Genomic DNA, 22,255 nt, shown 5'->3' on the forward strand with positions numbered 1-22,255 from the left:
GTGGACACCGTCTGAGGATGTGGATATTTTTGCGCGGTTCTGCGGTAAAAGTGGTTCAATGGAGGTCATGGTTTCAACTCCGCAATTGCTACGGCCCAAGAACCTCTTCCGCCCCCCACCCGTACTTAATAGTCAGCAGCAATCTGTAGTTGAGCAGCCTGCTGGTCATGGGCCCATCTTGGTGCTTGGCGGACCGGGCAGTGGTAAAACCACGACGGCGGTTGAATATGCGGTGGCAAAAATTAAAGCCGGTGTACCTACAAGTCAGGTGCTGCTGTTAACGAACACCCGTACTGGAGCCGCCCAGTTGCGCAGCCAGCTCACCGCACGGTTGAACGACGAAGGTATTGATTCCCGTGCTGAGACGCCAGTGCGGTCTTTTGCTTCCTATGCTTTTGACCTCATCACTAGAATTCGCGAAAACGAGACGGTTGTACCAAGACTGCTGGCAGGCGCTGAACAAGACCGAGTTATAGCTGAACTGATCGACGGTTACATGACCGACCCGGACTTGGCACTGGACTGGCCAGAAAGCCTCAAAGAAGCCGTTGGCCTGCGTGGGTTGCGTCACGAGCTACGCGAACTGATCGACCGTAGCGCCGAATACGGGATCCAACCCGGCCAACTAGAAGAGCTAGGTCGTATGAAAGGGCGTGCGGAATGGCGAGTGGCCGCCCGCATCCTGCAAGACTATCGCGACGTTTTGGACCTCTCCGGGGATGCCGCATATGACGCTTCGGGACTCATAACCTCTGCGGCGGATCTCTGGGAAGCTAATCCGGACTTTGCAACTGCTGAAAGCACTCAGATCCAGCACATCATGGTGGATGACTTCCAAGACGCCACCCCCGCCATACATCGGCTTGTAAAACTGATCGGTACCGAGCGCGATATCGTCCTGACAGCGAATCCAGACACCACGGTACAAGGATTCCGTGGTGCACGTCCGCAAGCCCTTGTGGACTGGCCCCAAAACTTATCTGCCGATGCCACGGTTACCACACTGGACTCGGGGTACCGCCTGTCTTCACCATTGCACACTGCCTACCAGCGCACCGTGGGACGAATCCCAGCGGTAGCCGGTTTACCCGACGCCAGAACCACACTGCGGCCTGCTGACCACGAGGGCAAGCTGTCGGTCCACCGCCTAGCATCTCCGGTGCAAGAACACTTATTCATTGTGCAGCAAGTACTGGAGCTGCATCATCGTCACGGAGTGGCCTTCGAAGATATGGCGGTGCTATCACGGACAGCCTCCAAAGTCGCGGAGGTAGCGACCGCGCTGGAATCAGAATCCATCCCGGTATCACGTTCGATTTCTGAGGTCATGCTAAATCAGCAGCCCGCAGCCGCACCCCTCCTAGCTTTAACCACAGCTGCCGATGCCGTTGCTCACCAGACAGCAGTCTCAGCTACCGCTATTGAACCTACAGATCTCCATTGGCTGATTACCGGCCGCTACGGTACCTCTACACCACTTGAACTTCGGAACTTACGTCGTCGACTGCTGGCCGTTGAACGTGAGACACAGGGGACGCGAGACTCCGCTGAACTCCTCGATACCTTAGTCGCCAACCCCGATGATGCCTACACTATCCTTGGGCTCGACGCAGGACGGAGCATGCCGCGATATGCTCGCGGTGCAGTACGTATCGGCCGCATGCTGGCGGCAATGGTTCAGGCAACTATCGAAGAGCAAGCCTCTGCGGAGATGGTGCTTTGGGCTGGATGGGCAGCAGCATTACAAGAAGTCGGTACCCTCTGGGAAGAACAAGCCCTGGGGGACGACAAAGATCTAGCTGTCCGAGCCAACCGTGACCTCGATTCTGTAGTGGCACTGTTCGAAGCCGCAGAGCGTTATGTTGTGCAATTCCCGGGTCAAACCGCCGCTGGCTTTACCGAATACCTCGCAGAGCAAGACTTACCGATGGACTCACTGTCATCGCGGTCCACACACAATGGTGTCTCCGTTTTAACCCCGACGACTGCTGCAGGACAACAGTGGCACACCGTGTTTGTTGTTGGTGTCCAAGAAGGGATCTGGCCCAATACGCGACTTCGAGGTCAACTTCTCCACACCCAACAGCTCGTGGAAGAAATGACCGGAACCGCAGGAGACCAACCGATCAACGAACGTATCGCCCAGGTACGCCACGATGAACTCCGTACATTTGCCGCGGCAATCTCACGCGCGTCGAATACCCTGATCGCTACCGCAGTCGCCGATGCCGACCACCAGCCCTCCATGTTTATCGAACGACTCGATCCCTGGACGCCGTCTGACGAACACCCTGTTCGCCCTTACACCACGGTCGCGACTCCGCTGACCACCGATGGACTGGTCATCGAGCTGCGACGTACTCTCGAAACTAGCCAGCGAGAACTGACGACCCCCACTGACGAGACAGAAATTCATCGGCTGGAAGCCAACGCGGCACAAGCTGCCCAGGCGCTCGCAGTCCTTGCCGATGGAGGTGTCACTTTGGCACATCCAGACTCTTGGTGGGGGCTGACTCAGCTCTCAACAGACGACCCGATTCATGGCGTTGATGAAACCGGGACGCCAAATAGGATCCGACTGTCCCCATCTACCGTGGAAACTGCGGTCCAATCGCCACTGCAATGGTTCATTTATCAGGTCTCCACCTCGGCTTCGTCGGCTGCAGCTGCTACCGGTACGTTTGTTCACGCGATCGCGGAGAAATACCCTGACGCGGACGTTGGCAAGATGTATACGGAACTCAAAGCGAAGTTCCCCTTACTCGCAGCTGAAGCGGGACTGGAACCAGGATGGGAATACGATGCGCTCTATGCCAAGGCAGAACGTGCATTGGAGTACTACTACCAGTACGTCGATAAAATGCGGCACGGTTATTCCACAGGTCGAGGCGCCACAAAAGAAGAATTTGGTCCACGCACACTCCTGGCAGTCGAAGAAAAGCTGCAAGTGGATATGGAACTGGACGGTGTCAACGTGCAACTCAACGGCGTGATCGACCGCGTTGAAGTTGACCAACAGGGCCGTGCCTACGTTGTAGACCTCAAAACTGGCTCACGCAGTGTCACTGTGGCAGAAATGGCCCAACTACCGCAGTTAGGCGTCTATCAAGCCATGATCAAAGCGGGTGCACTACGACACCTCGTGGATCGTAGTGCACCGGCCGGTGCTGCACTAGTGCAGCTAGGCAAAACGCCAACCACTGTACAAATTCAACCCCAGGCAGCCCTGGACACAGGTCCCACTTGGGCAGAACAAGATATCGCCGATGCAGCCCGGTGGGTGCAGGGTCCCTACTTTTATACTGTGCACCAAGAGGACAGCTGCAGTCTGAAAACACTGTGCCCGATGTGCAAGGAAGGACAACAGGTAACCGAATGGTTGGTCTAACATGGGGAAACGCGCCACGGTATAGCGCTCACGAACTTCAAGATCTGCTGCAGGACCACCTTCCGCCAGAAAAACGGCTCTACCCAACGGATGAACAGACCGCCATCATCGAGTCGGGTCCCGACCCACTGTTGGTTGTTGCGGGTGCAGGCTCTGGTAAAACACACACGATGACCGATCGAGTCGTTTGGCTGATTGCCAACGGCTATGTTCGGCCAGAAGAAGTGCTTGGCGTAACCTTCACCCGAAAGGCCGCGGGCGAGCTTGAGTCCCGGGTCAATAATGCCATCGAACAACTGGCCGAACGCGAGGACATCGAATTAGCCTTCGACACAGCAGACCTTGGCCAGGCTACCGTGACGACCTACCACTCGTATGCTAACTCGCTTGTGGCAGACCACGGTTTGCGGATCGGAGTGGAACCAGATGCGCGACTGATCGGGGAAGCGGAGTCTTATCAGCTGATAACGGAGGTGGTTCGTGAACATGATTCGGATATCGATCTCGATGACGTCGAATCTGAAGACCTCCGGGGGATCATTGCTGATGACGTAAGGGACCGTCCGTTGTCGTCGACGATTCAGGCTGTGAAAAAGCTTGCCGGCGATTGCTGCGAACATCTTGTCGAACCTGTTGCTGTGCAAACGGCACTAGCTGAGATGTTCACATTTGGTCAGGGCCTGCCGGTGACGAAAACCATGACGAAGAATACTGAGTCCCTATTCTCGATGCTAAAACTGAGAACAAAAATTGCCGATATGGTCACGGCTTATCTTGAGAAAAAGCAAGAGCATAATGTCATGGACTACGGCGACCTGGTTCGTTATGCGGCAATTATCGCCACCAAGCTCGACGAAGTACGGGTTATCGAGCGTGAGAAGTACAAGATCGTGCTTCTTGACGAATTCCAGGACACCTCGCACGCCCAGCTTCAACTCTTTTCTCACCTCTTTGGTAGGGGTGACGGAACCCAACAGCCGCACTCTGTGACAGCTGTGGGCGATCCCAACCAGTCGATTTACGGTTTCCGTGGAGCATCTGCTGGGCAGCTCTTCTCATTCGTGCATGAATTCGACGCAGAGCAATTGGAATTGACGACTGCCTGGCGTAACAGCAGCGATATTTTGGAAATGGCGAATCATGTGGCCCGACCACTGCGTGACAATGCTGCTGCCGGCCAAGTCATTCCACAACTTCACGCCAGGAAAGGTGCTGAAGCAGGTAATGTTGAACTCAATTGGTTCGAATCGGCTGATGCCGAAGCACAACAGCTAGCAGAACGTGTCAAAGCACTGGGTGTTGGCGAAGGTGAACGCACCGCAGCCATCTTGTGTCGTACCAAGAAGCAATTCTCGCCACTTATTGAAGCACTCGAAACCCGCGGCATCTCCTACGAAGTCGTTGGTCTAGCAGGGCTGCTTGGTATCCCAGAAGTGATCGAAATTGTATCGGTCCTGAGAATTCTGGCGGATCCACAGTCCTCCGAGTCACTACTACGGGTACTGTCCAATGCGCGTTGGCGTATCGGGCCACAGGATCTCTGGGTGTTGAATCAATTTGCGAGAAGACTAGACAGACAAGCGCGTACGAGCCCGCTCGATGCCGATAGCTCACCCCAGGAGGATATTGACCATCCTTCGATGGTCAATGCCATCATTGGGCTGCCAGATAGCAACTGGGTTAGCTCGCAGGGGCAAACGTTTAGCGACCGGGGATTCGAACGTTTGAAGCGTTTTGGCAGGTCGTTGCAAACTCTCATGGAGCAGATTCATCTGCCAATCCCAACGCTGATTCGTCAGATCGAAAAAACTACGGGCCTTGGAATCGAAGTTGCTGTCAGACCTGGAAGCGATGCCATTGAGGCGCGACGGTATCTCAATGAATTCTTACAGGTTGCCGAAGCTTTCCAAGCCTCGGCCGATCATACTCGCACACTCGATCTCGTCACGTTTCTCACCTGGCTTGAAACTGCCGCGGAAGAAGAAAATGGTTTAGATATGCCGCCGGAGCAGCCAAAACCCGGTGCTGTCCAAATTATGACCATGCATGCTTCCAAAGGCCTCGAATGGGATGCCGTTTTCGTACCGGGCATGAACCAAAGCATCTTTCCCGGAACCCAAAACGATTTATGGACCAGCAAAGCTAGAGGGGATCTGCCATGGTCACTTCGCGGTGACCGTGAGACTCTTCCCAAATGGGAACAGTACGCTGCATCCGATGTCCGCGAGTGGGCAGGCCTGTCCGGCGTTGATGGTTGGTCAGAAACCATGGGAGAAAAGCTCGCTGAAACGCAGGGACGGGAAGTTTTGACGCTCAAAGAACAAGTGAAAATCCATGAGCTTTCCGAGGCCCGTCGATTGGCATATGTTGCATTTACCCGGGCTAAAGAGCTGTTGTGGGTTGCGGGCGCCCACTGGCAAGGGACCAACAAGAAACCTGCCCCAATGTCAGTTTTTCTGGAAGAAATGCTGGAATATCAAGAGGAACGTGGGCTCGACCAAAAGGTTTATTGGGCTACTGAATTTCCTGAAGAGAATCCCCGTCGTTCTCGTGCGGTCGTAGCGAAGTGGCCCTATGACCCCCTCGATGGTCCTGACCAGTACCGGGTGGATGCCCGTGATGACGATCGTCTTCCAGAACCCGACCAGGAGGCGACACTTGTCCGGCGCAGTCACCCGCGTCGCGAGGTCTTGGAACAGGCTGCTGCCCGGGTACGTGAGGCCGAGATATCCAAGACATCTCTCGACGATGATCTGGCCCAACGTATCGACTGGGTATTAGATCGTGTACAGATGTCGACGATCAACGATGTATACATGCCTGAGCATATTTCAACAAGCCGCTTTGTGGAACTTGCTCACGATCCAGACGCAGTAGCACGCCAGATTCGGCGTCCGATGCCGCAGAGACCTACCGCGGCCGCACGCGAAGGCACGCTGATGCACGAATGGATTGAACTCTTCTATGCACAGTCCATGCCTGGGTTAACGCCATCCTTCGATATCGAAGAAACCGAAGAACTCGTGGATGCGGAGTGGGATGCGGCAACCGGACTTGCTGAGTTACGCGAAAAGTTTGAGCAAACATCCTGGGCCGACCGTGTCCCCACAATGATCGAAGCTGCAGTCGAGACCTCAGTCTCGGGACTGACGCTTCGTGGACGTATCGATGCTGTCTTTAGAAGTGGGGGAGACCCGGACCGTGCATTCGATCCAGACGCTACCTGGGAGTTAGTTGATTGGAAGACGGGTCGAGTTCCGGCAGACAGTGAAATGCCACGACGTAGCCTGCAGTTAGCGATCTACCGGTTGGCATGGTCACGACTCCACGGGATCCCTATGGAAAACATCACCGGCAAATTTGTGTACTTGGCACATGGAGTAGAAAAAACGCCCCATGACTTCGCGACGGCGAAAGAACTCGAGGAGATTCTTGTCAAGGCAATGACCGAAGTTTAGCGGTCGTTCGAATTCTCTTGGACGGTTTTCCACGAGATGGGTTGGGTATCAACGTCGGGTGCAGCGGGCTGGGCTGGCTCGACGTGACGCACGATTTCATCCTCATCCGATAATGAGTGAACAACTAGCGTCGTGCCATCGTCCTCAGCTTCGGGACGCTGTGGCTCTGGCAGTTCGTCGAGTTCTTCCTCAGCGTCGTCAATCGACGCGGAGTCCTCGGGCAGCTGTGCTTCGCTAGTTTCGGGCTCGTCGGACTCATCGTGGATGAGCGCGGCTTTTGGAACAGGTTGAGATTCTGGTTCTGGTTCTGCATCCCCGGCGGCATTGTTTGGCGTGTCATCTGATTCAGGCTCAGTGCCCTGCTCAGGTTCAGCATCGTCCTGAGTCTCGGTGGACGGTACCTCGTTGTCCATGACGATGGCAGACTCTGGCTCAGCTGTGGTTGTCGGGGCAGTTACCGGTGCCGAAGGTTCTGGGGTTGGTTCCGGTTCCCAGAATTTTTGCCCAATATCTTGACCCCCGGTTGCTTCAACATCGGCGACTAATTCATCCAGCATGGCTTGAGCCTCAGACACGACCTCGTCATCGGAAGCGTTGATTCCTGACATCAGGTACTTCGCCAACGAGAACTCCGCAGCCAGTGCTGCCCTGCGCATGATGTGCAGATCGAGTTGATCAGCAGGTAAGTCCATGTGTTGGTGATAGGCGGACAGCAGTGTTTCGCGGAACTCGATGGAGTCTGTGGAGGCGAGCCACGTGAAGTCTTGGGCTGGGTCCCCAATATGCAGGTCGGTCCAGGCTGTGACGCCAACTGCCCTGTTGCGATCGATCAGTAGAGATGATTCATCAAAATCGCCGTGCACAACCCGTGGGGTGAACGACCACATGCGGCGTTCTTCGAAGGCACTTTCCCAGCGGCGGAGCAGGACTGACGGTACCTTGCCCGTCAGCGCGATTTGATCTAGCTCTGACAGCAATCGAGACCGGAGCTGTTCGGCCCCGTACGAAGGTAAATCGGCTGTTTCGACCACGGCTCGGGGGAGCTTATGAATGGCCGCGACAATACGACCAATGTCATCGATAGTTTGGGCTTCGGATCCCGTGATGGTGTCCAACTCCACCGGCTGGCCGGGCATTTGGTGGTAAATGAAGGTTCTCAGTGAATCGATCTGGACCGCACCGGCGACCGACGGTACGCGGAACGGCAAATGCGCGCGAATGGCTGGAGTGAAACCAGAGAGTACTTGAATTTCAGTTTCCAGGCGGAATGCGGCCTGAGAGTTTCGAGGGGAACGAACTCGCCAATGATTATTATCAGTGTCTGTCACGATGGCAGAGTCAAAGGCTCGCGGGTCATCTGGTGAGGCGGAGGCTTGGACAATATCCAGCCCGGGCATGGCGGCCGATGCCAGTGCTGCAAGTTCCATGGCGGTTCGTTTCATCACATCTACCATACGCCCGCTTGGAGAAGATCTGGTTGAGTAAACCTGGTGAGTCGAAAAACTCTGCGCCTCGACCTACAGTGGAAACTATGAATATGCTGCCCGGCCTTGGACGCCTTCCGCTTGCCCGTGACGATGTAGACCGTGGAACTGAACTTCGCGACGACGAGCAGTGGCTCTCAACCATCTGGGATCAGCCCAACACCCGAGTGCTTTGGCTGCACGGTCGGACAGCACCCATGTATGACGGGGGTTTGGTCCTGACCGCTCCAACCGGAGAGCTTCCAGGCGACGCTGTCTACCTTGGACGTTCCGCTGAGCACACTCCGCAACATAGTCAATTTGTGGATCGGGATGAAGAGCATGTAGAAATCGTGCTGTTGATCGCGAAATCTGATACCAAAGCGCCATGGCTACAGGATCCCCAAGTCGGTGGAGTAGTGGTCGAAGAACCTGCAGATATTGACTGGTTAGGGGTGTCGGACATTGCTCCGGCACTCAACGACCGAGACGTGGGTATCTTTGTCTCAGGAATTGCCATTGCTAACTGGCACAACGCTAATAAGTTCTGTCCTCGTTGCGGAACTAAAACTGAACTCACAACGTCCGGCTGGGTGCAAGTGTGTCCAAAGGACGGGTACGAACTTTTTCCACGTACCGATCCGGCGGTGATCATGTTAATTACCGACCCCGACGACCGGGCGCTCTTAGGCAATAACAAAGCGTGGGGTAATAAGCGCTATTCAACGCTGGCAGGTTTCGTAGAACCCGGCGAATCGTTGGAAGCAGCAGTCAAACGCGAAGTGTATGAAGAATCACGAGTGATTGTCGATGGCGTAGAGTACATGGGATCACAGCCTTGGCCTTTCCCACAATCGCTCATGCTGGGATATCTTGGTCAAACCCAACATCCTGAAGACGCGCAAGCGGATCATGAAGAACTTGCAGAGGTTCGTTGGTTTAGCCGTGAAGAATTACGCGAAGAGGTGGAGTCTGGCCGGATGTTCATTCCGGGAGCCGCCTCGATCGCACACCACTTAATGCGCCACTGGTACGGTGGACCATTGCCGCAACCCAGAACTTTAGAGAATTAGATTGCAAAATCCCGACGAGATTCTAGCCGGCCTGGATGCTGAACAACGCCAGGCAGCCACCACCTTGAGCGGACCGGTCCGTATTTTGGCCGGTGCAGGAACGGGTAAAACCCGAGCCATCACTCACCGCATCGCTTATGGGGTAGCTACCGGGGTATATAACCCCTACAACGTTTTAGCAGTAACCTTCACAGCTCGAGCCGCAGCGGAAATGCGCGCCCGACTTCGAGATCTGGGTGCACACGGAGTCCAAGCAAAAACTTTCCACGCTGCGGCACTGGCGCAATTGCAATACTTTTGGCAGCAAGCAATCGGGGGAGATGTCCCCAGATTGGTCGAGTACAAGACGCACCTGATCATGGAAGCTGCTCAGCGGCTACGCATGAGCACCGATAAAGCCACAATTCGAGACCTGGCTGGGGAAATTGAGTGGGCAAAATTCAACATGCTCACACCGCAGACCTATCAACAGCAGGGTGCCCACCGCACTATGCCTGCAGGATGGGACCTCGTTGCGGTGACCCGACTGTTCCAAGGCTATGAAGACCTGAAATCAGACCGAGCCCTCATTGATTTCGAAGACGTCTTGTTGATTCTGGTTGGCATCCTCGAATCCGAACCACGCATTGCAGCGACCGTCCGTAACCAATATCGGGTCTTTCTTGTCGACGAATTTCAGGACGTCTCGCCGCTGCAATACCGCTTACTCAAAGCCTGGTTGGGGGATCGTGATGATCTCTGTGTGGTCGGTGATACCTCCCAGACTATTTATTCTTTTACCGGGGCAACCTCGGACTATCTGTTGGACTTTGGTCAACAGTTCCCCAATGCCACCCAGATCAAGCTGATTCGCGACTACCGGTCGACTCCGCAGATCGTGGATCTAGCTAACCGTCTATTACAAGAACGGACAAAATCTGATCGCCCGTCGCTGCCGCGCTGGCCGGAGCCACTTGAACTGCTCTCGCAGCGTGAAACAGGGCCAGAACCCGTCTTCGCAGAATGCAGCCATGATCAGGTCGAAGCTGAATGGGTAACCGGCCAAATCAAGGAACTTCTCGCGGCAGGGCACAAAGGCTCGGACATTGCCATACTGTTCCGCACTAACGCACAATCTGCAGCCTTTGAGCAGCAGTTTAGTGATGCTGGTATTTCTTACCAGGTGCGTGGTGCAGAACGCTTCTTTAACCGTCGCGAAGTCCGCGATGGTATTTTGCAACTGCGCGCGGCTGCAAAATCTGCCGATGGTATCGCAGGAACAGCCGTTATACCCCGCATGAAGGACGTATTGGCATCGTTAGGTTATACCGCCCAAGCTCCACAACAATCCGGTGCGGTGCGGGAACGTTGGGAGTCACTCAACGCCATTGTGAATCTCGCACAAGATCTCGTGGAGGCTCGTGGCGATCAAGTGACCCTGGATGTGGTGGTAGCAGAGCTTGATGAGCGAGCCTCACACCAGCACGCGCCCGTGATGGATGGCGTCTCGTTGGCATCGATTCACTCAGCAAAGGGTCTGGAATGGGACACCGTATTTCTCGTGGGCGTGACTGAAGGCTTGATGCCCATCAGTTTTGCTACCGAAGACAAGAACGTCGATGAAGAACGACGACTCTTTTACGTAGGTATCACTCGAGCCAAAACTCGGTTATATCTGTCGTGGGCGCTATCAAGGTCAGCTGGTGGTCGTGCCAACCGGAGGCCGTCACGATTCCTGCGGGCGATCCGCACCACCACTACCAAAGCCGGCCCAGCAGCGGAACCCAAGGCCAAGCGCTCTACCCGTGCAAAAATAGCCAAGTGTCGCACCTGCGGTACGGTGTTGACCACCGGTGGCGAGCGTAAGATTGGCCGCTGCGACGAGTGCCCGCCAACGTATGATCCAGCAACCTTCGATAAGTTGGTTACCTGGCGAAAAGACATTTCGACTTCGGATAAGGTCCCAGCGTTTGTCGTTTTTACGGATGCCACACTGGTGGCCATCGCTGAAAACATGCCCACGGACCTTCAGCAATTGCGGCAGTTACCCGGTGTCGGGCCCAAAAAATTAGAGCGCTACGGGGCTGAAGTGCTGGCGATTTTGAGCTCTTGAACGGCTGCGCAACAGCCCCGCCGTGGGGCGACTTCGAAGGTTTGAATCCAGCCGTTGGCCAAATGGATTCGAGTAAAAGTATTGAGATTCAGCCCTGGGACCATGCCGTGTTTGGTCACCGGGACACGGTGACGCAAGTGTTGCGAATCGACCAATGACAGGAGCTCGGTGGCAATGAGCCCAGCCACTAAGTGAGCACCAGCCAGGGTTTCAATACCACCGCAGCGCCCATCTAGTGCTGAGAAAGGTCGGTCATGGATAGCGGTTTCGGTAGACGCAGTCTCTAAGCACATGGGACAGGCTGCTGCGTCAGGGGCAACCCAGGGTCCAACATCGATTTCGTCGTCACGAATTACAACGGGTAAATACGGGTGTTTCAACTCTTTTGCTTGTTGAATAGTCGCGGTGTGCCACCGACCTAGGGTGATGTGGACCGTAGCAAGCGTGGAAAGTGGTGGTTGTTTCGCTCGGCCAGTGGGGTGGATACGTGGTCGTTGATGTTGTGGATTCAATGCGGAGGCTGTTGCCAGTGAACGCACTGAGCCAATATCTTCTTCACGTAATCCCGTGCCAACATCGTTGGAGGAAACCCTGTGCGAATCCCAGACACTGAGGTGACCAATACCCGAATCCTGTAGCACGCCACTCAAAGCAACACCTGTTCGACCCAACCCGAACACCTGCAGCGCGGCAGCGTATCGTTGCGTTTGGAACTGGTCTTCGTTGTGCGGCGCAAGACCGCGAAGTTTGCCACCTTCAAAAATAGGCGTGACGCAACGCAGGCGAGACAGACTCCCACGATGGTCCTGATCAAAGCTTGTTACCGCGCTGTCGGCAAAGGGAGTTGACACCAGTAGGGGTGCTAGCTTGCGCATCAGTAGTTCAAAATCGACCGGGGAGACGTCACAATCAGTGGCAACCTGAGCTTCTTGGCCGTCGGGAATTCCTTGGCGAAGCCAATGTAAGTACATGGCAGCCTGTTTGTTGAGACCTGCGAGTTCCAAACCACGATGACCGGACCCGATCTGTAGATGATTGGCAGCCAGCTTCGTTATGGATAGTCCCGGATTGATTTGCATGGTGACTCCTCATCGGTTCAAGGTGTTACCATGTTGGGCTATCGTGACAGTGCAAGCGGCGTGTTTTCCACAGCTAGGATGTTTCGGATACGTTCTCCACAGGTTCTGGCGTTCAGCCTCGGGAGCTTGTGCCCTGGTGCAGCATGAAGGACATGGATACTATTTCAACTTTGAGACGCGAAGATATCGAGCAACTCTCCGGTGGCCGAATATCATCAATTGTCGAGATCGGTGGAGAAACCGTTCGCCTGATTAGTTCGGCACGACGGAAGAAGACCATATCGGCGAAAATGCATGACGGGATGATCGAGTTATCTGTCCCACTGCGTATGCGAGACGCGGATATCGTGCGGTCGGGGACGGCGCTGATATCGAAACTCAAATCCCGTCAGCGACAAACACCCCGTTCGGACTCAGAATTGTATAGTCGGGCAGAACATTTAGCCCGCGTATGGCTCGGCTCGGAGGTCATGCCCACCTCAGTGGTGTGGTCTGACCGGCAGACAACACTGTGGGGGTCCTGCACTGTTGCCACCGGTGCTATCCGCATTTCTACGATGCTGCACGGGATGCCCCAGTGGGTTATCGATGGGGTGCTGGTGCACGAACTTGCCCACCTGAAATACACCGACCACGGTCAAGAGTTTCGTGACTTTGCAGCACGGTACCCACGCATGAGTGAAGCCAATGCCTTCCTCGACGGAGTGAGTTTTGCCCAGCACCGTGGCGAGGGCAAAACATTCCCGGACGAATACGACTAGTTTTTCTTGTCCTGGTCGTCGTCGAAGCCACCTTCGAGCAACTTCTTGAGGTCGTCATCGAGCGTGGCCGACTGCTCATCTGCAGAGGTTTGCCGTTGAACGTAGCCTTCAGGATCATCCAGATCTTCGTCGGTTGGTAGACGCAACTGGGATTCCCAGATGGCATCGCGATATTCGATCCCTTCGGCTTCTTGGATGGTGGTCCAGAGCTTCGTGGCGTCGTGGAGTCGACGAGGACGCAAATCAAGGCCGACCAGAGAGCCAAAAGCGTGCTCCGCAGGTCCACCAGAAGCACGACGACGATTGATCATCTCTCGGAGTGCATTGGCAGATTCTAATGGTGTGGCAGCTTCGGTGACGACGACATCGACCCAGCCTTCAATGAGCGCAAGCAATGTTTCCAGATGCTCGATAGCAGCCTTTTGAGCGCCCTCAGGTTCTGGAATGAACATTGATCCGGAGAACATCTGGTTCATTGATTCTGGATCGGTGGGGTCAAGATGCTGAACCGCATCTTCGATCGCCGAAACGTCGATGGTAATACCTGCGGCATACTGCTGCACCATAGCGGTGAGATCGCGTGCTAACCACGGTGAGTTTGCGAAGAGACGCATGCGGGCGGCTTCACGCAGCGCAAGGTAGATGCGGACTTGGTCGGGTTCAACTGCGAGTCCGTCGCCGAATTCTTCGATATTCACCGGCAGCATCGCCATGCGTTGGCCTGCGATGGGAAAACCGGTGTCGGTTCCGGAGAGAACCTCCTGGGCGAGCTCACCGATGGCCTGGCCGAGTTGTAGCCCAAACATGGAACCACCAAGATTTTTCATCATCGGCTGCATATCGCCAAAGGCGCCCTGAAATTCTTCTGGCATTTGCCCTGGGAGCTGTTCCGTGATGGTTCGACTTAAGGCCTCGGATAGGGAGGTTGCTACGGGGTTGGTCATCTCGCGCCAGTTGTCCATGGTTGCCTCAACCCATTCGGCACGTGACCACGCAATGACGGGAACGTTGGCTGCTTCAAGGGTGGTCGAATTATCCAACCATGAGTCTGCCAGACGGACAGCATCATCAATTTCAGTGGCAGAAAATGAGCCTACTGAGGGATCCTGCCCAGCGATCGATTGACGGGCAGTCTGCTTTGCCAAGTCCCAGTTAACCGGTGCATCGTCGTTCGATCCCTGCATCATCGATTGGAACTGCTGCATGATGTTTTGCATCATCTGCGGGTCCATCATCGAAGGATCAAAAGGCATACCGGATGCGCCAAATTGATTCATAGCGCGTTGGATCTCTTCCGGGTCGGGTGCGTTCTCACCAAACATTTTCCGGAACATTTCGGACATTGGATCGTGGTCGTCGCCGTTCGTTGGGCCTGTATTGCTCATATCTCTCCACGTTACTGTAGGGGCCGGTTCAAACAATAGCCTCTGTGGGCTATACGCTAAATGTTTCTAGGTCGTCAAGGCTTCTTTTTCACGTAGCGCTTGACGCTCGCTCAAGCGCTGCGCGGTACCTTCTGTCATTCGGTAAAGAACCGGCACAATCACCAAGGTGATTAATGTCGAAGCAACCAATCCACCGATGACAGCAATAGACATGGGTGCTGAAACGAAGCTCGACTGTCCGGCGAGTCCAAGTGACGGCGGAATCATCGCGCCGATGGTGGCTGCTGCGGTCATGATGATCGGCCGAACACGGTTCTGAGCACCGGCAATAATTGCTTGGTCCAGGTTCGCGTCGCGTCGTCGGTACTGGTTGATCAAGTCCATCAGCACAATCGAGTTGGTGACCACGATGCCGATGAGCATGAGCATGCCTACCAGGGTGGTCGCCCCCAACGGCGTGCCGGTGATTAGCAGTGCCAAGATCATGCCTGTAGCACCAAACGGGATGGCTACCAGCAAGATCAGTGGCTGAATCAGGGACTTCAGCAACCATACGAGTACCACGTAAATCAAGAGGACAGCGGCCGCCATAGCAAGTGCCAGCTGTTCAAAGGTCTTGTCGATTTCTTCGGCCACACCGCCCACTTCGGCTCGCACCCCGTCGGGTAACTCAGCCTGATCTATGGCTGTGTCGAGCGCCGTGGTTGCAGCGCCGACATCGTCGGTGGACTGGGGAGTGACCGAAATGGTCACGGTACGGACTGAGTTGAGCGTGGTAACAGACGGTGCGATATTGACTCGGTTGACCTCGGCAATATCGGTCAGTGGAATGCCAAAGAGATCCAACTCTTCGATGTCTTCTACAGTTTCTACAGCTGAGGCGGAATCCATGTGCACATCGAGTTCGGTGTCATCGATGGTGACTTCGGCAACGGGGAAGTCGGAAGTGTGCGATGCGATCAGTCCCATTGCTTCGGGAACGGTCATACCGTAATTCGCGATTTCGTCCTCGAGAGGCACGATCTCGAGGGAAGGTGCTGCGGCTTCGAAATCAGATTCCACACGGGCGACGTCGTCGAGATCTTCAAAACTAGCGCTGAGTGTCTCGGTGGCCTCAGCCAGATCGGATTCGTCGAGGGCATCAAGCTTGATATCAACGGTATCCGAACCGACCATGCCGCCACCGGCTTCAAGCTGGAATTCGCCGGCCGCTGGATTATTTTCGAAGTAGGCATCTAGCGTTTTCTGGATATCAGATTCAACTTCGGCCTGATCAGCGCTGGCATCGGTGATGAGGGTGAATGATGCTTGGTCAGGGCCACCACCCATCATGCCGCCGCCGATATCTGCTTGCACGGTCTCCACCTGTTCAACGTCAGCGAGCTCTTCTTCTATCTCAGCAGAGAGTTCTGACGTGCGTTGCAGGGTTGATCCTTGTGGGGCGGTGTAGGTGACAGCGTGTATGTTCATGCCGGTGTCGCCTAACAGATTTAGTTTCAGGACCGGTACCAGTGCTAATGAACCGACAAAGATGCCGAGGGCAACGACAGCGGTAGACCAGCGGGTCACACGCGATCGAATAGCCCAGGCGATGATTGGACGGTAGAGTCGTGCCATCCAGTTGGTGGTGACTCGAATGTCTGTATCCGTCATCTGTGCGGCTTTATCGCCACGGATCTTCTGATTACGCATGAACCAGTAGGCCAATACCGGCACGATGGTCAGTGCCACGAGGGTTGAACCAACCATGGCGAGGACTACGGTGAGCGCAAAGGGCCGGAACAGTTCGCCGGCCATGCCTTCGACGAGCAGGATCGGTACAAACACCATGACGGTGACGACCGTTGAAGAAATCACCGCGGATGAAACTTCGCCCGTAGCCCTGGTAATGGTCCTGAGTTTGGACTCACCTTTGGGCGCCTGTCGGAGGTGTCGCATGATGTTTTCGATCACGACGATCGAGTCGTCAACCATACGTCCGATGGTGATCATCAACCCGGCAAGCGACATCATATTGACCGTGGTGCCGGTGGCCAGCATGCCTACGAACGCGAACAGCACTGACAACGGAATCGTAATACCGGTAATGATGGTCGGACGGAGCGATAACAGGAAGACAAATATCACCAGGACAGCTAGGGCTAACCCCCACAGCCCTTCATTGGCGAGTCCGGCAATCGCGTCTTCGATGAATTCAGCCTGGTCAAAGACCACCGTAAATTCGGTGCCCGATCCCATTTGCTGCGCGGCTTCATCCATCTCAGCTAGGGCTTGTTCGGATACTTCAATGAAGTTCGCGTCATTAGACGGCATCACCAACAGCGTGATCGCTTCATTACCGTTGGTGCGCGACAGCGATTCGGCTTCAGCCTCTGTCTGTTCGACCTCAGCAACCTCGGAGAGCTGTATTGGCGTGCCCTCGTCTACCGGAATGAGTGTGGCGGCCAAATCGTCGACGTCGTCGAAGGCTTTCCCAATCGAAATATCTAGAGATTGATCGTTCTCGGAGACGTTGCCACCGGGGAAGACGACGCCTGCATCCTCCAACGCATCCACAATGGCTGAACGGTCGAGTCCCTCTGCTTCCAGAGCGTCATCATCGGGACTCAGACGAATAATTTCGTCATTGGCGCCGAAGAGCTGTACCTGGGCAATACCCGGAATGTTTTCAATATCGGAACGCGCCGACTGCTCAAAGCGCCGATCCAACTCTGCTGCGGAAAGATCAGAACTGATGGTGACCACCATTGCCGGAATATCAGCTGAACCACCAGATAGTGTTGTGGTGGTTGTGCCATCAGGCAGTTGCTCGTCCAGTGAGTTCAATAAGGTGTCTGTTTGGGAAGCGGCTCGGAAAACATCTGAGCCGTATTCCATTTCCAGCGTCACCATGGAGAAATTCGAACTGGAAGTCGACGACGTCGAAGTCACGTTATCGACCGTGGTTAATTGCCGTTCTATGGGTTCGGCTACCTGATCGGCCATTTGCTCCGAAGAGGCTCCCGGGTTGGTGGCTGTCACTGCAACCGTTGGTAACTCAACCGGCGGGATGAGCTCCCGCCGTAGCATGTTAAGCGAAACGAGTCCCAACACCATGATGACGATGGTGACTAAGGCGATAAAAGCACGATTCTTCATGCTGAGTTTGACGAGCCAGTCCAATGTGGTCCTTATATAACGTATGTATGGGTAGCCTAAGTTCTTGGATCAACTTACCCTAAACGGGTGTTGGGCACTCAACTCCAAGTTTGACGGAACGAAAGCGATGTATGGACGCACAGCGAAAACTTCGGCCACGGGCCAAACGCGTAGGAGCCTATTTGGCGATTGTGGTGTTCTTGACGATGTTCATTCCCACTCCGTACACGATTCAGGCACCCGGGCCGACGTTTGACACCCTCGAGCAAGTCGAGGTGGAGGGTACGACCCACGACATGGTCGAAATTGACGGGGCTGAGACCTATCCGACTGAGGGGCGTCTGGATCTGACCACGATCTCGGTTTCGGGCCCGCCAACGTCTTCGTCCTTGATTCTTGAAGTGCTGTATCACGCCGTGCAACCGTATCCGGCAATCACGCCGGCCGAGTTGTTGTATCCGCCTGAAACAACCGGCGATGAAGTTCGCGATCAAAATGCTGAAGCCATGGTGGATTCGCAGTCCTGGGCGGTGGCCGCCGCTTTGGAACATCTTGATCAGGACTATATGCAGCGATTGTTCGCATTGGATTTCACTGAGAACTCCCCGGCGCAAGACATATTGGAACCCAATGACGAGATCGTGAGCGTCAACGGAACAGAAATTACCGGTCATGGGCAGCTGGTCAATACCATCCAGGAAGCCGAAGGCGAGCCAGTCGAGATGACGATCCGTCGGAATGGTGCCGAACAGACTCACACCATCCCGGTTACCCAAGGCGAGGACGGGACGTATCAGGTCGGGGTCTTTTTGGACTCGGAGTTTGAGTTTCCCATCGACGTGGATATTTTCTTGGAAGATGTCGGCGGCCCGTCTGCCGGGTTGATGTTTACGCTGGCGTTAATTGACCGTATGACCGAAGAGTCAGTGACCGACGGACGTCACATCGCTGGAACTGGCACCATTGATCCCGATGGCACGGTGGGACCCATCGGGGGAATACAACAGAAGGTTACGGCCGCAGCATCCGAGGGCGCCACCATCTTTTTAGCCCCCGAACTGAACTGCGAAGAAATCACACATGTACCGAATGACATGACCGTTTATAGCGTCGACACGTTGGACACCGCACTAGAAATTTTGGATGCGCCCGCAGGTGAAATGAATTACCCCACCTGTTCATAAGCTGTCAGTTCGCTAGAATTTCACTGATTGTACAAAAAATAAGTCGGGCACAGCCCGCAGATAGGGAACTACCGTGAGTTTCGGACAAGGATTCGGTGGCATATTCGGCCGCCCGAATGATCCCTCCGGTGGCTCTGACGATTCCGGCGGCGCTGACCGCGGCAACGGTTTCTCGTCAGGCAGCGGAGGCTCGTCAAATGGCGATGCTACAAGCAGCGGCGGCGCAGGTTCGCGTCGTCCAGGAGCACTCCTCCTCACACTGATTATTCTCGGTGTGCTGGTGGCACTCTTCGTGCTGTTCACCATGGTCTACACCGAGGTGTTGTGGTTCAACCAGCTGGGCTACCAGCAGGTCTTCTGGACTGAGTACATCACCAAGGCAATACTGTTTGTTGCTGCCGGTTTGGTGATGGCCGCGATCACCTGGTTGGCACTACATCTGGCCTATAAATATCGACCAAAGAACTTGGCAGGACAACTGCGTCGCAACGTCGAGCAGTACCAGAAACAGCTCGAACCCATTCGCCGGCTGGTATTCATTGGTGCCCCAATTCTCATTGGTTTCTTCGCTGGTACCGCCGGGATGAACGGGTGGGAACAAGTCTTACTGTTCTTCAATCAGGTGCCATACGGCATGGAGGATCCAGAGTTTGGTCTGGATATGACCTTCTACATGGCTACGTTGCCCTTCTTGAACACCTTGGTTTCCTTCCTGGTGTCCGTCGTGCTGGTCTCAGGTATTGCCGGCCTCATTGTGCACTACCTCTACGGTGGGGTCCGCATTGAAGACGGCTCTGGCATCACAGTGGAACGTGCTGCACGCTTCCACATTCTGATTTTTGCCGGCATCTACATGTTGCTGCAGGCTGGCCGTTTCTGGCTCAACCGCTACGGCACACTCCAGGACCAGTCTGGTAACTGGGCCGGTGCGATGTACACGGACGTCAACGCCGTCATTCCTACTTCCACGATCTTGGCTATTGCCGCAATTTTGATTATCGTGTTGTTCATCGCAACCATGATCACCGGACGGTGGCGCCTGTCTATTATTGGTGTCGCTGGTTTCCTCGTGGCTGCCCTAATCGCCGGTGCGATCTACCCATTCTTGATTCAGGAATACCGGGTAGGACCAACTGAGCAGACCATGGAAGCCGAATACATCGAGCGAAACATCGAATTCACTCGTGAAGGCTACGACGTGTCAGATGTGGAATACACCGATTACGCAGGTGAAACCGCGGCGGAACGTGGCGCACTGGCCGGTGACGCCGCGACGACAGCAAACGTCCGCCTCATGGACCCCAATCTGCTAAGCCAGACGTTCGGTCAGCTCGAGCAGTTCCGTCCGTACTACTCGTTCCCAGAAACACTGCACGTTGACCGCTATGAGATCGATGGCGAAGTCCGTGACGCCGTGCTGGCTGCTCGTGAAGTGAACCCTCCGGGAGATGACTCCTGGGTTAACCAGCACGTGATCTATACCCACGGTTACGGCATCGTCGCTGCGGATGCCTCTGAAGTTGGTGGCGGTGGACGGCCATCGTTCCTACTGTCAGGTATTCCAACCTCCGGTGTGCTGGCCTCAGAAGATGACTACGAACCTCGTATCTACTTCGGCCAAAACTCACCCGACTACTCCATCGTCGGTAATGAAGAAGGCGAACCAGACCGTGAACGTGACCGTCCTCAGGAAACTGGGTCGGATCAGGATACCTCGTACACCTTCTCCGGTGACGGTGGTCCAGCAGTTGGTGGCCTGTTCAACCAGTTGGCATTCGCCATCAAATTCGGCGCAACAGAAATTGTGTTGTCGCAGGATGTGAACTCAGAGTCACAGATCCTGTTCGACCGTGATCCTGTTGAGCGCGTCGAAAAAGTTGCACCGTATCTCGAAGTAGATACCAACACCTACCCGGCCATCGTGGATGACGAAGTCCAGTGGATCGTCGATGGGTACACCACCTCGGATGCCTTCCCATACTCGGATCAGTCCCAGTTGGAATCGGCTACCACCGATGCGTTGAATGTTGACCAGAACCTCACCCTGACCGGTCAGGTCAACTACATTCGTAACTCGGTCAAAGCGACCGTGAACGCTTACGACGGTTCGGTGACCCTGTACGCCTGGGAACCGGAGGATCCACTGTTGCAAGCATGGATGGAAGTCTATGACGGCACGGTGAAACCGTATTCTGAAATGTCAGCTGAGCTGATGGACCATGTCCGTTACCCACAGGACATGTTCAAAGTTCAGCGTGAACAACTTGCCCGTTACCACGTGGATGATCCAGGCGACTTCTACGAAAACAACGACGCTTGGTCTATTCCAGATGACCCAACTTCAGGCGCTGAAAACGACGTCAAGCTGCCGCCGTATTACATGACCATGCAGATGCCTGGTCAGGATCCAGCGTTCCAGTTGACCACGCCATTTATCCCGCAGGAACGTGAGGGCGTCGCCCAGCGAAACGTACTGTACGGATTTCTGGGTGCTAACGGTGACGCAGGAACCGGGGAGGACGGCGTCAAATCCGACGGCTACGGACACTTGCAGATGCTTGAGCTGCCACGCCAGACCACAACACCTGGTCCTGGACAGGCGCAGAACAACTTCAACTCTGATGACACCGTGTCTCGTCAGCTGAACCTATTGCGTCAGGGTGCTTCCGACGTGATCAACGGCAACATGATTACGCTGCCAGTCGCGCAGGGTATCCTCTACGTCCAGCCGGTCTACGTTCGCTCAACTGGCGAAACGTCCTACCCGGTCCTGCGAAAGGTTTTGGTGGCATTCGGTGACGAGGTCGGCTTCGCTGACACCTTCGCTGAAGCACTCGACCAGGTCTTCGAAGGCGACGCCGGTGCAGAAACTCCAGAGGAACAGCAGGCAGAAAGTCCAGCTGAAACCGAAGGGGAAGAAGGCACCGAAGAAACCGATCAGGCAGAGCCACCGATGGCCGATGCCCCATCCGCGCAGCTTGACGAAGCACTCGAAGACGCACGCGACGCGATGGCTCGTTCGGATGAAGCGATGGCCGATGGCGACTGGGCAGCATACGGTCAGGCGCAAGCCGACCTGCAAGCTGCACTGGAACGTGCAATCGAACTCGACGAGGGTGAAGCCCCGGCAGAGGACGAAGGTGACGCTGGTAACAGCGACGCCGAAAACGGCTCTGACTAAGGGTTATGAACTGATTCGTCAGTTTGCATTCCATTTCCGCGGTGTGTAGAGTG

At 55.1% G+C, this 22,255-nt stretch carries 11 protein-coding genes; 7 read left to right on the top strand and 4 right to left on the bottom strand.

Translation table 11 applies throughout. The features are described from left to right. Positions 1-67: 67 nt before the first annotated feature. A complete protein-coding gene (locus G583_RS15650) occupies positions 68-3,388 on the top strand; it encodes an ATP-dependent helicase (RefSeq protein WP_169558788.1) in 3,321 nt (1,106 codons plus the stop codon). Beyond that, positions 3,376-6,846, top strand: a complete 3,471-nt coding sequence (locus tag G583_RS0110730) for an ATP-dependent helicase (protein ID WP_022871183.1) — start codon at positions 3,376-3,378, stop codon at positions 6,844-6,846. The genes G583_RS15650 and G583_RS0110730 overlap by 13 nt, the downstream gene beginning before the upstream one ends. Here the strand turns inward: G583_RS0110730 and G583_RS16435 are convergent. Continuing rightward, positions 6,843-8,288 (bottom strand): phosphotransferase, encoded by a 1,446-nt coding sequence (locus G583_RS16435; RefSeq protein WP_022871184.1) that lies wholly within the window; start codon positions 8,286-8,288, stop codon positions 6,843-6,845. The two genes, G583_RS0110730 and G583_RS16435, sit on opposite strands and share 4 nt — an antisense overlap. 89 nt (positions 8,289-8,377) lie before the next feature. On the opposite strand from G583_RS16435, the gene nudC reads away from it, so the two are divergent. Both nudC and G583_RS0110745 read left to right on the top strand, forming a co-directional pair. Further along, positions 8,378-9,382, top strand: coding sequence for an NAD(+) diphosphatase (gene nudC / locus G583_RS0110740; protein ID WP_022871185.1), 1,005 nt, complete (start codon positions 8,378-8,380; stop codon positions 9,380-9,382). A 1-nt stretch (position 9,383) separates the two neighbouring features. Further along, positions 9,384-11,474: an ATP-dependent DNA helicase UvrD2 gene (locus G583_RS0110745; RefSeq protein ID WP_022871186.1), complete on the top strand. Its 2,091-nt coding sequence runs from the start codon at positions 9,384-9,386 to the stop codon at positions 11,472-11,474. Here G583_RS0110745 and G583_RS0110750 read toward each other — a convergent pair. Next, the gene (locus tag G583_RS0110750; protein WP_022871187.1) at positions 11,438-12,553 is read right to left on the bottom strand and encodes a ubiquitin-activating E1 family protein; all 1,116 of its coding nucleotides are present in this window, start codon (positions 12,551-12,553) and stop codon (positions 11,438-11,440) included. The two genes, G583_RS0110745 and G583_RS0110750, sit on opposite strands and share 37 nt — an antisense overlap. A 152-nt stretch (positions 12,554-12,705) precedes the next feature. Between G583_RS0110750 and G583_RS15660 the strand changes: the two genes are divergently transcribed. Next, positions 12,706-13,314 (top strand): M48 metallopeptidase family protein, encoded by a 609-nt coding sequence (locus G583_RS15660; RefSeq protein ID WP_022871188.1) that lies wholly within the window; start codon positions 12,706-12,708, stop codon positions 13,312-13,314. Here the strand turns inward: G583_RS15660 and G583_RS0110760 are convergent. Both G583_RS0110760 and G583_RS15665 read right to left on the bottom strand, forming a co-directional pair. Beyond that, the gene (locus G583_RS0110760; protein ID WP_022871189.1) at positions 13,311-14,699 is read right to left on the bottom strand and encodes a zinc-dependent metalloprotease; all 1,389 of its coding nucleotides are present in this window, start codon (positions 14,697-14,699) and stop codon (positions 13,311-13,313) included. The genes G583_RS15660 and G583_RS0110760 overlap by 4 nt on opposite strands. A gap of 66 nt (positions 14,700-14,765) precedes the next feature. Further along, on the bottom strand, positions 14,766-17,837 hold the full coding sequence (locus tag G583_RS15665; protein ID WP_156832104.1) for an efflux RND transporter permease subunit: 3,072 nt from the start codon (positions 17,835-17,837) through the stop codon (positions 14,766-14,768). A gap of 131 nt (positions 17,838-17,968) precedes the next feature. On the opposite strand from G583_RS15665, the gene G583_RS15670 reads away from it, so the two are divergent. Both G583_RS15670 and G583_RS0110775 read left to right on the top strand, forming a co-directional pair. After that, entirely contained in the window at positions 17,969-19,021 is a 1,053-nt protein-coding gene (locus G583_RS15670) for a YlbL family protein (RefSeq protein WP_022871191.1), read from the top strand. 73 nt (positions 19,022-19,094) lie between these two features. Next, entirely contained in the window at positions 19,095-22,202 is a 3,108-nt protein-coding gene (locus G583_RS0110775; protein ID WP_022871192.1) for a UPF0182 family membrane protein, read from the top strand. Positions 22,203-22,255 lie beyond the last annotated feature (53 nt).

This window comes from Yaniella halotolerans DSM 15476, assembly GCF_000420805.1.
GTDB lineage: Bacteria > Actinomycetota > Actinomycetes > Actinomycetales > Micrococcaceae > Yaniella > Yaniella halotolerans.

Coding starts and splice junctions, on each gene's coding strand:
- G583_RS15670 (WP_022871191.1), top strand. CDS start 17,969: ATGGACGCACAGCGAAAACTTCGGCCACGGGCCAAACGCGTAGGAGCC.
- G583_RS15650 (WP_169558788.1), top strand. CDS start 68: ATGGTTTCAACTCCGCAATTGCTACGGCCCAAGAACCTCTTCCGCCCC.
- nudC (WP_022871185.1), top strand. CDS start 8,378: ATGAATATGCTGCCCGGCCTTGGACGCCTTCCGCTTGCCCGTGACGAT.
- G583_RS15660 (WP_022871188.1), top strand. CDS start 12,706: ATGGATACTATTTCAACTTTGAGACGCGAAGATATCGAGCAACTCTCC.
- G583_RS0110750 (WP_022871187.1), bottom strand. CDS start 12,553: ATGCAAATCAATCCGGGACTATCCATAACGAAGCTGGCTGCCAATCAT.
- G583_RS15665 (WP_156832104.1), bottom strand. CDS start 17,837: ATGAAGAATCGTGCTTTTATCGCCTTAGTCACCATCGTCATCATGGTG.
- G583_RS0110730 (WP_022871183.1), top strand. CDS start 3,376: ATGGTTGGTCTAACATGGGGAAACGCGCCACGGTATAGCGCTCACGAA.
- G583_RS0110760 (WP_022871189.1), bottom strand. CDS start 14,699: ATGAGCAATACAGGCCCAACGAACGGCGACGACCACGATCCAATGTCC.
- G583_RS16435 (WP_022871184.1), bottom strand. CDS start 8,288: ATGAAACGAACCGCCATGGAACTTGCAGCACTGGCATCGGCCGCCATG.